At 71.4% G+C, this 11,947-nt stretch carries 8 protein-coding genes; 2 read left to right on the top strand and 6 right to left on the bottom strand.

The features are described 5' to 3' along the window. Positions 1–203: 203 nt before the first annotated feature. Positions 204–2,477, top strand: a complete 2,274-nt coding sequence (locus OHA89_RS14455; protein WP_266615222.1) for a transglycosylase domain-containing protein — start codon at positions 204–206, stop codon at positions 2,475–2,477. A gap of 65 nt (positions 2,478–2,542) precedes the next feature. Here the strand turns inward: OHA89_RS14455 and OHA89_RS14450 are convergent, their stop codons facing one another. The 4 genes from OHA89_RS14450 to OHA89_RS14435 form a co-directional block, all read right to left on the bottom strand. Next, complete coding sequence (locus OHA89_RS14450) at positions 2,543–4,006, bottom strand: catalase (protein ID WP_406366311.1); 1,464 nt, start codon at positions 4,004–4,006, stop codon at positions 2,543–2,545. Positions 4,007–4,045: 39 nt separating this feature from the next. Next, a complete protein-coding gene (locus OHA89_RS14445; protein WP_406368498.1) occupies positions 4,046–5,863 on the bottom strand; it encodes a SpoIIE family protein phosphatase in 1,818 nt (605 codons plus the stop codon). Between the two features lie 663 nt (positions 5,864–6,526). Continuing rightward, positions 6,527–7,234 carry a DUF402 domain-containing protein gene (locus OHA89_RS14440; protein WP_257554411.1) on the bottom strand — a complete coding sequence of 236 codons (708 nt, stop codon included), beginning with the start codon at positions 7,232–7,234 and terminating at the stop codon, positions 6,527–6,529. A 102-nt stretch (positions 7,235–7,336) separates the two neighbouring features. Then, positions 7,337–8,740 (bottom strand): aspartate ammonia-lyase, encoded by a 1,404-nt coding sequence (locus OHA89_RS14435; RefSeq protein ID WP_266615217.1) that lies wholly within the window; start codon positions 8,738–8,740, stop codon positions 7,337–7,339. Between the two features lie 108 nt (positions 8,741–8,848). Here OHA89_RS14435 and OHA89_RS14430 point away from each other — a divergent pair, with 108 nt between their 5' ends. After that, positions 8,849–10,387, top strand: a complete 1,539-nt coding sequence (locus OHA89_RS14430) for a ricin-type beta-trefoil lectin domain protein (protein WP_215145971.1) — start codon at positions 8,849–8,851, stop codon at positions 10,385–10,387. Positions 10,388–10,443: 56 nt separating this feature from the next. Here the strand turns inward: OHA89_RS14430 and OHA89_RS14425 are convergent, their stop codons facing one another. Together OHA89_RS14425 and OHA89_RS14420 are read right to left on the bottom strand one after the other, a co-directional pair. After that, on the bottom strand, positions 10,444–11,214 hold the full coding sequence (locus OHA89_RS14425; protein WP_266615213.1) for a glycerophosphodiester phosphodiesterase family protein: 771 nt from the start codon (positions 11,212–11,214) through the stop codon (positions 10,444–10,446). 117 nt (positions 11,215–11,331) lie between these two features. Further along, the gene (locus OHA89_RS14420) at positions 11,332–11,943 is read right to left on the bottom strand and encodes a hypothetical protein (RefSeq protein WP_266615211.1); all 612 of its coding nucleotides are present in this window, start codon (positions 11,941–11,943) and stop codon (positions 11,332–11,334) included. Between the last annotated feature and the right edge of the window lie 4 nt (positions 11,944–11,947).

Genomic DNA, 11,947 nt, shown 5'->3' with positions numbered 1-11,947 from the left:
GGTCGAGCTGCTTAGCAAAGTGATATCACTTTTTCGGAGTACGGCAACCCTTGGGGCATCGTGTGCGTCGGTTCCTGTGATGTGGGTGCTGATTCTCACGTCCGGATTGACCGGTATTGGCAAGGGTTGACCATCCTTTGTCACAGCCTGCGGTGTTAGCTTTCTGAGCTGACGTCGGGGGGTAATCGAGCGGAGCGGGAGCGATGGGCCGAGCAGAAGCGCGTAAGGCGCAGCAGCAGCGCGGTGCGCGGCGGGCGCCGAGCGGACGTGCCAAGGGCGCCAAGGACAAGGGCGGCGCCGGCAAACGCACCGGCATACGTCGCTTCTTCACCTGGAAGAAGATCCTCGGGACGTTCCTCGGGCTGATCCTGCTCCTCATGGCCGCGGCGATCATCCTCTACTTCTCGGTGAACGAACCCACCGACCCGAACAAGCAGGCCACGCTCCAGAGCAACACCTACCGGTACGCCGACGGCTCGGTCATGGCCCGCACCGGTGAGATGAACCGCGAGCTCGTGCCGATCGACAAGATCCCCGAGGACGTCCGCACCGCCTTCATCGCCATCGAGAACAAGTCCTTCTACCAGGACCGCGGCATCGACGTGATGGGCGTGGCCCGAGGCCTGTTCAACACCGTCACCGGCAAGGGCAAGGCCGGCGGCTCGACGATCACTCAGCAGTACGTCAAGAACTACTATCTGACGCAGGACCAGTCGGCGACGCGCAAGCTCCGGGAGCTGGTGATCTCCCTCAAGGTCGACCAGCGCATGGAGAAGGACGACATCCTCGTCGGCTACCTGAACACCAACTTCTACGGCCGCAACGCGTACGGGATCCAGGCCGCGGCCCAGGCCTTCTACGGGGTCGACGCCGACAAGCTCACGCTGGAGCAGGGCGCGTACCTCGCCTCCGTCATCCAGGCCCCCAGCCAGTACGACCTGGCGACGGCCGGCCCGAACGGCACGAGGCTGGTCAACATCCGCTTCAACGCCGTCCTCGACAACATGGTCGAGATGGGCAAGCTGGATCCGGCCAAGCGCAAGACCATGACCCTCCCGCCGCCGATCGCGCCCAAGCCCCGCCCGGGCATGGAGGGTCAGAAGGGCTACCTGATCCAGGCGGCCAACGACGAGATGAACGAGCAGAAGATCACCGACGCGCAGATCGCGGCCGGTGGCTGGAACATCGTGCTCAACATCGACCCGAAGAAGCAGGCGGCGCTGGAGAAGGCGGTCCAGGACGAGCTGGAGTCCAAGCTCGACCGCAAGGACACCAAGAACCGCCCGCAGGACCAGAGCGTCCAGGCCGGCGCCACCTCGGTGGACCCGAAGACCGGCGCGATCGTCGCCATGTACGGCGGTCAGGGCCTGGCCGAGAAGTCCGCGAGCAACGCCCTGCGCACCGACTACCAGCCCGGCTCGACCTTCAAGCCGATCGTGCTCGCTTCCGCCCTGGAGAACAACGCCAACACCCAGGACCGCAAGCCGATCACCCCGAACGCGCTCTACGACGGCACGAGCAAGCGCCAGGTAGTCGGCAGCAAGATCCCGTTCAACCCGCAGAACCAGGACGACAAGGACTTCGGCAAGGAGATCACCGTCCAGGACGCGACCAACTTCTCGGTCAACTCCGTCTACGCGCAGATGATCGTGGACGTCGGCCCGCCCGCCGTGAAGAAGACGGCCCTCGCGCTCGGCATGAAGGACCGCGAAGGCTGGCCCGAGGACAAGCCGGCCATGTCGCTCGGCACGATGAGCGCCAACACCCTGGAGATGGCGGGCGTCTACGCGACCCTCGACAACCACGGCAAGAAGGTCACGCCGACGATCATCAAGAGCGCCGAGCACAAGGACGGCGAGTTCACCCCCCGTCAGGCCGTCGGCAGCCAGGCCATCAGCCGTCAGACCGCCGACACCGTCACCAAGGTGCTCACCGGCGTGGTCAACGACGGCTCCGGCAACAAGGTCAAGAGCAGCGCCTACGAGGCCGCCGGCAAGACCGGTACCACCGAGTCCAACGTGGCCGGCTGGTTCACCGGCTACACCCCGGAACTGGTCACCGTCGTCGCGATGTTCGGCGAAGAGCCCGGCACCCACAAGCAGGTCACCCTCACCGGCACCGCCGGTGGTGGCCGCGCGGGCGGTTCCAGCTTCCCCGCCGAGATCTGGAAGGCGTACACGCTGGCGGCGCTCAAGGGCGTGAACACGGGCGAGTTCGACACGTCGGACGCGGAGATGGGCGCCTCGCAGGCGCCGTCCCGCAGCGCCTCCCCGACGCCCTCGCCGAGCCCCTCCAGCCAGCCGCCGGCCAGCAGCAGCCCGCCGGCGAACTCGCCGACCCCGACGCCGACCCCGACGCCGACCAACACCCGGACCACGTCGCCGACTCCGACGACGTCGCCGACCGCGACGCCGACCAAGACCGGCGGCCCGAAGCCGCCGGACCCGCCGCTGTTCGGTGAGAACCAGGGCCACTGACAGACCGCCGCCTCGCAGCCTTCACGGCTGCGGGGCGGCGGTTCTCGTAGGGGCTCCCGTGGGCCTCAGGGGCCCGAGACCGCCGCCGCGATCCGGTCGCCCGTGGTCTTGTCGATGCTGCGCCAGTACTGGAAGGCACGCTCCAGGACCGGGGCGCTGACCCCATCCCGCAGGTGCCCGCTGACGTTCGAGACGAGGCGGTCGCGTGCCGCGTCGTCGAGGACGTGGCGGACCATCGTGCCGGGCTGGCCCCAGTCGTCGTCCTGGCCGTGCGCGGAGTACGCCTCGCGGACCATCTCGCCCGCCGTGGCCCAGCCGGCCGGCTCGCCGAAGCGCGCGACGTCGGCCGCGGGGCCGCCGTACGAGTTCGGTGCGTACGGGCGGGCCGCGTTGGACGCCTCGAACCGCATCGGTCCGTCCTTGGCGTACGAGGACACCAGCGAGCGGGCCCGGTTCGGCGGGAGCTGGGCGTAGTTCGGCCCGATCCGGTAGCGGTGCGTGTCGGGGTACGAGAACAGCCGGCCGAGCAGCATCTTGTCCGGCGACGGGCCGATGCCCGGCACCAGGTTCGAGGGCTCGAAGGCGGCCTGCTCGATGTGGATGAAGTAGTCCGGCGGATTCTTGTCCAGGGTCATCCGGCCGACCTCGATCAGCGGGTAATCGCCGTGCGGCCACACCTTGGTGAGGTCGAAGGGGTTGAAGCGGTAGCTCGCCGCGTCCTCGAAGGGCATGACCTGCACGTGCATGGTCCAGCTCGGCGGCTCGCCGCCCGCGATCGAGTCGAAGAGGTCGCGCCGGTGGTAGTCGGGGTCCTCGCCCGCGATCCGGTCGGCGTCGGCCTGCGTCAGGAAGTCGATGCCCTGGTCCGTCTTCATGTGGTACTTGACCCAGAACCGCTCGCCACCGCCGTTGACCCACAGGTAGGTGTGCGAGCCGTAGCCGTTCATGTGCCGGTAGTCCTTCGGAATGCCCCGGTCGCCCATCAGCCACGTCACCATGTGCGCGGACTCGGGGGACAGGGTCCAGAAGTCCCACTGCATGTCGTGGTCGCGCAGCCCGTTGTCGGGGCGGCGCTTCTGGGAGCGGATGAAGTCCTGGAACTTCATCGGGTCCCGCACGAAGAAGACCGGGGTGTTGTTCCCGACCAGGTCGTAGTTGCCGTGCTCGGTGTAGAACTTCAGGGCGAAACCGCGCGGGTCCCGCCAGGTGTCGGGGGAGCCCTGCTCGCCCGCGACCGTCGAGAAGCGGGCCAGCATCTCGGTCCTGCGGCCCGGCTGGAAGAGGTCGGCCCTCGTGAACTGACTGACGTCATTGGTGACCTGGAAGACGCCGTACGCGCCCGCGCCCTTGGCGTGGACCACCCGCTCGGGGACCCGTTCACGATTGAACTGGGCCATCTTCTCGATCAGGTAGTGGTCCTGGAGCAGGATCGGGCCGTCGGGACTCACGGTGAGCGAGTGCTCGTCGCTCTCCACCGGAACCCCGGCGTTGTTCGTCGAGTACGGAATCCTCTGCGCGTCCTGGGTCACGAGCGTCCTCCCCTGGGGGCCGGTCGGTTCGCTACCCAGTCAACGCCGCTCGTGCGCCACCGGCAACGCCAGCTCGAACCAGACCACCTTTCCGCTGCTCAGCCGGGTGGCACCCCAGCGGCGGGCCATCCGGTTCACCAGGAACAGGCCGCGGCCGCCCTCGTCGGTGTCCCGCGCCCGGCGCTGGCGCGGCAGCTGCGGGGAGTCGTCGCCGACCTCGCAGCGCAGGACGTCCGTACGCAGCAGGCGCAGGGTCACGGGCCGCTCCGCGTACCGGACGGCATTGGTGACCACCTCGCTGACCAGCAGCTCCAGCGAGTCCTGGAGCTCCTCCAGGCCCCACCGGGTCAGGGCGCGGCGGGCGAACCGGCGGGCGCGGCCCGGAGCGGTCTCCTCCGGGTCCAGGAACCAGTACGCCACGTCACTGGGCGCGATCCCGTCGAAGCGGGCCGCGAGCAGCGCGATGTCGTCGTCCCGGTCGCCCGGGCCGAGCATGTCCAGCACGTCGTCGCAGAGGGCCTCCAGCGGCGGCGGGTGGTCCAGGCCGGTCAGCTGCGCGGTGGTCGCCAGGCGCTCCCGGAGCTGCTCGATGCCGGTCCACACGTCCCGCAGCCGGGACTCCACCAGCCCGTCGGTGTACAGCAGCAGGGTGGCCCCGGCGGGCGCGTCCAGCTCCACGGCCTCGAAGTCCACGCCGCCGACGCCGATGGGGGCGCCCGGGGGTACGCGGAGCACCTCGGCGCGGCCGCCCAGGTGCAGCAGCACCGGCGGCGGGTGGCCGGCGTTGGCGATGGTGATCCGGTGCGAGACGGGGTCGTAGACGGCGTACAGACAGGTGGCCATGCGGTCGGAGCCGAGACGCTGGGCCTGCTCGTCCAGATGGTGCAGCACCTCGGCGGGCGGCAGGTCCAGCTGCGCCAGGGTCTGCGCGGTGGTGCGGAGCTGGCCCATGATCGCGGCGGAGGTCATGGAGTGCCCCATGACGTCGCCGACGACGAGGGCGACCCGGCTGCCGGGCAGCGGAATGGCGTCGTACCAGTCGCCGCCGACGCGGGCGGTCTCGGCGGCGGGCAGGTAGCGCGAGGCGAGCCGCACCCCGGTGGGCTGGGGCAGGCTGTCGGGCAGCATGGTGCGCTGGAGCTCGTCGGCGATGTACGCCTCGCGGCCGTACAGGACCGCCTTGTCGATGCCGAGCGCGGTGTGGGTGGCCAGCTGGGCGGCGACCAGGAGGTCGTTCTGCTCGAAGGCGGGCCGCTCGGGGCTGCGCAGGAACACGGCGGCGCCGATCACCCGGCGGCGCCCGCGCAGGGGCGCCAGCACGGCCCGGTTGCCGCGTGGCAGCGGATGGTCCGCGCCCAGCAGCTCGGGCAGCGCGGCCTTGGCGGCCGCGGAGGACCCGAAGACGGGCCGTACGCCGCGCAGAACCTCGGCGAGCGCGCCGCCGGAGCGGATCTCGCACAGCTCGGCCGCGGGCAGGTCACCCTGCGGGCCGACCAGCGGCAGCTGGCTGAAGTCGAGCTCGCCGGTGGCCCCCGCGGCCCCGGCGAGGTCCAGGCCCGCGCCGATGGTGCCGCCCGACGCGGCATCGGTGAGATCGTCGATCGGCCGGAGCCGGTCGGTGCGGCGCAGCCTTAAAACGACCGGGCCGACGGGGCGCTCGTCCCCGACCGGCAGCGGGTCGCGCAGGTAGACGAGGATGGCGTCGGAGAACGTCGGCACGGTGGCCCGGCACAGGCCGAGCACGATCTCGTCGAGGTCGATGCCGCGGGCGATCCGCCGGGTGGCGGCGCCGACGAAGCGCAGCCGGTCCCCTTCGCGGCGCGCGGCGGTGTCCCCGGCGCCGCCGACGGCCGGTATCCCGGTCCCGCCGCCGTGCCGGTCTCCTCCGGCGGGGTGGAGCGCGGGGCTCCGGGGCCGTCCTGTCCGCCGAGCGGGCCGTCGGCCGCGTTCCGTGCGGCGATGCCCTGCGGATCGTCGGCGGTCGCGTTGCGCGCGGCTCCGGTGTCCCTGGCCCGGGCGGTGGCGCCGTCCCGCGGCCGGGCACCGGCCCGGCCCGGGCCGTCGGCCGGGAGGTCCGCCGAGGCGGCTCCGCGGGGCCGGGGGAGCCCGGCAGGGGCGCCGCCCGGCTCCGCGCCCGGGCTCTGCGCATGCGTGCGTACGGCCTCGGCTGCGGCGATGGGCGCCTTGCCGTGGCCGGCCTCGTCCGTACCTCCGCCGGAGGCGACGGGCTGCGGGCCCTCCTGAGAGGTGGGGTACTCCGTCACGCGTGGAATTCCGTCCGTTTGCGCTCGATGTGCGCTGCACTCAACTCGGTCAGTCGCGGTATACCCGCTCAGCGGCCGGGGCACCATAACCCCGCGTTTCCGCGTCTCCCCCGTTACCTCTCGCCCTGCGTCGACCTCCGGTCAAATCCCGCGTACGGCACGACACTTGCGCACACAGGGTCTCATCGCACCGCCCGCGCGCGCGACCTTGCGGAGGACGATCCTACGTTTGTACCCCGGGGGCGCATCAAGGGTCTCATGAGGTCATATGCGCCGGGGTGTGGTCCCAGTCCTCCGGCAGGTCCGGAACCGTCCAGGCCGGATCCGGCCGCCAGTTCTCCCAGCCGTCGGAGAACGGCGCACCCCATTGCCCGATGACCTCGACCGCCGCCCGCCCGGCCTCCCGCACCCGGTCCGCTTCCTCAGGGCCCATCAGCCCGGAGCGCTGCGCCTGGGCGAACTCGTCCTCGTCCCGCCACTTCCAGCTGCGGTCCGGGTAGACGGAGATGTCGAGGAAGTGGTCCACGGAGTCGACCCCGCCGGACCAGCGCGACCGGGGCTCCTCCAAGTTCACGTACCAGCTCTTGAACCGCCAGCCGTGCTCCCAGAACAGCCACACCGACCACGGGTCCCCGGGCCGGGCCAGCTTCAGCACGCCCGCGCCGAACCAGCGCGACCGTACGGTGGTGCGCGGCGCGGTGTAGCGGGTGGCGAGCGGCTCCTCGTGGACGGGGGTGCCGTCGGCGAGGACCGGTTTGACGCATTCGGTGCCGGGGGCCATCCAGACGGCGAGCAGTTCCTCGGTGTCCCGCACCACCGTCACCGGGCGGCAGATGTGCACCTGGCCCTTCAGCCCCGGGGCGTGGTCGCGGTAGCGCCAGAGGATCTGCTCCCCGGGCGCCCAGTGGGTGCCCTGCGCACGCGTGCGCGCGGCGCCGCCCGCGGGCCTGAAGGTACCTGTCATGCGCAGATCTTAGGTCGGGCACCCCCGCGGATGCTGCGGTGCAGGTCACCGAGGGGTGCGGGGACGGTAAACGACCGGATTCGGACCCTGCCGCGAGGCTCGTCAGGGGTGGGTCATGCGCAGGACGTCCAGCGCCTCGTCGAGCTGCTCCAGGGTGAGCGCGCCGCGATCGACGTAGCCGGACTCCAGTACGACCTCCCTGATCGTCTTCCGCTCGGCGAGGGCCTTCTTGGCGACCTTGGCCGCTTCCTCGTAGCCGATGTACCGGTTCAGCGGGGTCACCACGGAGGGCGAGGATTCGGCGTACTCCCTGGCCCGCTCGGCATTGGCGGTGATCCCGTCCACCGTGCGGTCGGCCAGCAGGCGGCTCGCGTTGGCGAGCAGCCGGACCGATTCGAGGAGGTTCCGGGCCATCACCGGGAGCATCACATTGAGCTCGAAATTGCCGGCCGCGCCCGCCACCGCGACGGTGGCGTCGTTCCCCATCACCTGTGCGGCGACCATCAGGACGGCCTCCGGGACGACCGGATTGACCTTCCCGGGCATGATCGAGGAGCCCGGCTGGAGATCCGGGAGATTGATTTCGGCCAATCCGGTGCGCGGTCCGGAGGCCATCCAGCGCAGATCGTTGGAGATCTTGGTGAGCGAGACGGCGATCGTACGGAGCATCCCCGAGGTCTCCACCAGCGCGTCCCGAGCCCCCTGGGCCTCGAAGTGGTTGCGGGCCTCGGTGAGCGGCAGCCCGGTGTCCGCGGCCACCTCGGCGATCACGGCGGCGGAGAACCCGGGCGGGGTGTTGATCCCGGTGCCCACCGCGGTGCCGCCCAGCGGCAGCTCGGCCAGCCGCGGCAGGGCCGCACGCAGCCGCTCGACGCCGTAGCGGATCTGGGCGGCGTACCCGCCGAACTCCTGGCCCAGGGTGACCGGCGTGGCGTCCATCAGGTGCGTCCGCCCGGCCTTGACGACCTGCTCGAACGCGGCGGCCTTGCGCTCCAGCGCGGCGGCGAGGTGCTCCAGGGCCGGGATCAGGTCGCGGGTGACGGCGGCGGTGGCGGCGATGTGGATGGAGGAGGGGAAGACGTCGTTGGAGCTCTGCGAGGCGTTGACGTGGTCGTTGGGGTGGACCTCCCGGCCCAGCCGCTCGGTGGCCAGGGTGGCGATCACCTCGTTGGCGTTCATGTTGGACGAGGTGCCGGACCCGGTCTGGAAGACGTCGATGGGGAAGTGGTCGTCCCAGCGGCCCTCCGCGACCTCGGCGGCGGCCGACCGGATGGCCTCGGCGACGTCCTGCTCCACCACGCCGAGGCGGGCGTTGACCAGGGCGGCCGCGGCCTTGACGCGGGCGAGCGCCTCGATGTGGGCGTGTTCCAGACGCTGCCCCGAGATGGGGAAGTTCTCCACGGCGCGCTGGGTCTGAGCACGCCATTTGGCGTGGGCGGGCACCCGTACGTCGCCCATGGAGTCGTGCTCGATCCGGAACTCTTCGGCCTGCTGCTGATCGGTCATTTTCGTGGCCTCCTCAAAAAGTTGAGCAATTGTCTTGTTCGAAGTGTTCCCAACTCCCCTACTGACCAGTAAATACCGGGGGTAACACCGGCATTAGGGGAGGCGTTCATGACACGTGCACACAGGAAACCCAGGCTCAGATCTACCTTCGCCGCCGTCGCGGCGGCTGCGGCCGCCCTCGGGGGCGTCACCGCCATCACCCCCACGGCCCAGGCGGCGGTGCCCGCGGCGGCTCCGGCAGCGGCCGTGACCCCCCTCTCGCCCGAGCTCGAGGCGATCCGCGCGGCCGAGGCCGTCAAGATCTACGGCGACGCGGCCGTCCGCCCGCTCGGCGAGCGCAAGACCGGCCTGATCTCGCTGGGCGACAGCGAGATCTCGGGCGAGGGCGTCGGCAACTACGATCCCGCGACCAACACGCCGAACAACCAGTGCCACCGCTCGCCCGACGCGGCGATCCACCGCACCGGCATCCCGGCCGACCTCACCTTCAACGTCGCCTGCTCCGGCGGGTACACCGGCAACATCAGGATCGGCGGCAGCAAGCAGTACGCCGACGAGCTGGTGCAGAGCGACAGCCTGGCCATCAAGGCCCGCAACACGAAGATCAAGATGGTGCTGCTGGTCGCCGGGGCCAACGACGACCTGCAGTTCGGCCCGGTCATGACCGACTGCGTCACCCGCTGGGTGCTCAGCCAGGGCACCTGCGAGCCCAAGTACGGCCCCGGCTGGCAGGCCCGCGTCGACGGCCTGAGGCCCAAGGTGGAGTCGACCGTCGCGGACCTCAAGACGGTCATGCGCGACGCCGGCTACGCCGACTCCGACTACAAGCTCGTCGTCATGGGCTACCCCAGCCCCATCGGCCCCGACTTCAACGACAACCCGAACTTCCCCGGCAAGCTCCCCGGCGGCTGCGCCGGCTACGACTCCGACGCCACCTGGGGCCGCAACTACGCGGTGCCCACCTTCGAGAAGGGCATGCGCGCCGCGGCCCTCGCCTCGGGCGCCACCTACCTGGACAACTCGCGGCTCTTCCACGGCCACGAGGTGTGCATGGAGGACACCTGGGCCCGCGGGCTCTACCTGGACCTCGGCGACCACTTCCCGTGGGACGAGAACACCGCCCGCCAGTCCTTCCACCCCAACTACCGGGGCCACGGCGCGTTCGCGTCCTGCCTGACCCAGCTCTACAACTCCGGCCTGCGCGAGGCCTCCTGCGCCGACCCCGCGAGCACCGGCACCCCCGTCCTGCAGGCCGGGGCCTGGGACGACAAGTTCAAGCCCCTGAAGAACGAGGCGACCGGCACCTGCCTCGACGCGAAGGGCGGCTCCAGCGCCAATGACACGGCGATCCTGGGCTGGGACTGCCACGGCGGCCGCAACCAGGGCTGGTGGTACGACGCCGCCCGCAAGTCCGTCCACATCGAACTGACCCAGGACCGCTGCCTCGACGCCCCCGGCGCCAACTACGGCCCCGGCACCGGCCTGATCGTCTGGAACTGCCACGGCGGCGCGAACCAGCAGTTCGTCCGCGACGGCGCCACCCTGCGACCCGCGGCCTCCCCGGGCATGTGCCTGACGGTGGCCGCCGCCCACGAGCCGCTGCGCCTGCAGACCTGCAACGGCTCGGCGGCCCAGCGCTTCGCGTAACCCCGCCCCGCTCCACCCGACCCCCCACACCCGGCCGGCGCACCCCGGCCGGGTGCCTACATGTCGAGCAGCAGTTTCCGTACCTCCCGCGGCCGGTTGGTGATGATCGTGTCCACGCCGAGCCGCACGCACAGCTCCACGTCCTCCGCCTCGTCCACGGTCCACACCCGGACGGACAGCCCCTTGGCCTTCAGCCGGGCCACCAGCCCCGGGTCCCGCCGCACGAGGTCGATGCCCGGGCCCGCGTGGGTCGCGTACGGGGGCCGCACCGGGCGGACGGTGCGCTCGATGAGGAACACGGCGGGCAGGCCGGGCGCGAGCCGGTGCATCCGGGTCAGCGCCGTGCGCGAGAAGCTCATCACCTCGACGCGGCCGGTGGCCCCGTCGGCCAGCCCGTACTCCCGGAGCATCCGCACCAGCTCGGCCTCCAGCCGCCCGCCCGCGCGGGACGGGTGCTTGGTCTCGACCGCGAGCCCGACCGGCCGCGGCGCCGCCAGTGCCTCCCGCAGCAGGTCCTCGAAGAGCAGCACCCGGGCCCCGGCGTGCGCGGCCCCCTTCCACGCCCCGAAATCGAGCGCGCGGAGCTCCTCGTACGTCATCTCGGAGACGACCCCGCGCCCGTCGGAGGTCCGCTCGACCCGCCGGTCGTGCACACAGACCAGCTTCCGGTCGGCGGTCAGCCGCACATCGCACTCGAGCGCGTCGGCCCCGTCTTCGATGGCCTGCCGGTACGCGGCCATGGTGTGCTCGGGGTGCTCGTGGGAGGCCCCCCGATGGGCGACCACGCGGACGGCGCGGTCGGTACGGAGGGACGGCGTCGCTGTCATGCGCAAATCCTTGCAATCCGTGGTGAACGAACAGGTGCGGGCCTGTGTCCCCGACGTTAACCCGGGGCCGGTCGCGGCAGCGGCACCCGGCCCCGGCCCAAGCCCGGGCGTCGCCGGTCAGGGCTGCGGGGCAGGCTGCGGGGCCAGCGGGGCCGGGGTGACCTTGAAGCCGCCCTTCGTGACCTCGGTGAAGGGGGCCGGGGCCATGCAGGTGCCCACCGTGGCCGCGGCGGCCGAGCCGTCCGGCTTCAAGTCGACGTTGACGATGCCCCAGGAGAAGCCGACCCGGTCGGGGGCGCCGCGTTCGCCGTCCTGGACGCTCAGGCCGATCCGCTTGCCCTCCCAGCCGGGCACGTTCGAACTCTTGACCACCGCGGTGATCGTGGCGGTCCTGCCGCCGGTGACCATGCAGTCCACCTCCGCCTCGGCCACGCCCGTGAAGTCCGCCTCGGGCTGGGCGTGGTAGACGGTCACCCGGCCGCGGGCATCGGTCGGAAGGCCCTGCCCGGCCCCCGGGAAGGGCCGGCTCCACGGGGTCGACTCGGCGTCCACGGTGAAGCGGATGTCGTGTGACGCGGGCACGTACGGGTAGTGCACCGTGCCGCCGCCGTGCACCGAGGCGGTCTTCGCCGCGGCGGCCGGCGCCGCCGGGGCGGGGGCCGCCGCGACCAGGGTGGCCACCAGGGCCGCGGATCCGGCGAGGGCGAGGGCGCGCGTGCGGTTCTTCATCGTG

The organism is Streptomyces sp. NBC_01546, from assembly GCF_045208355.1.
Taxonomy (GTDB): domain Bacteria; phylum Actinomycetota; class Actinomycetes; order Streptomycetales; family Streptomycetaceae; genus Streptomyces.
The sequence above is the reverse complement of the archived record's forward strand: the minus strand, read 5'-3'. Positions and strand labels throughout refer to the sequence as shown.

Bases quoted from the DNA above. Each gene is read 5' to 3' on its own strand.
- OHA89_RS14455 (WP_266615222.1), top strand. From the start codon at position 204: ATGGGCCGAGCAGAAGCGCGTAAGGCGCAGCAGCAGCGCGGTGCGCGG.
- OHA89_RS14430 (WP_215145971.1), top strand. From the start codon at position 8,849: ATGACACGTGCACACAGGAAACCCAGGCTCAGATCTACCTTCGCCGCC.
- OHA89_RS14440 (WP_257554411.1), bottom strand. From the start codon at position 7,234: ATGACAGGTACCTTCAGGCCCGCGGGCGGCGCCGCGCGCACGCGTGCG.
- OHA89_RS14435 (WP_266615217.1), bottom strand. From the start codon at position 8,740: ATGACCGATCAGCAGCAGGCCGAAGAGTTCCGGATCGAGCACGACTCC.
- OHA89_RS14425 (WP_266615213.1), bottom strand. From the start codon at position 11,214: ATGACAGCGACGCCGTCCCTCCGTACCGACCGCGCCGTCCGCGTGGTC.
- OHA89_RS14420 (WP_266615211.1), bottom strand. From the start codon at position 11,943: ATGAAGAACCGCACGCGCGCCCTCGCCCTCGCCGGATCCGCGGCCCTG.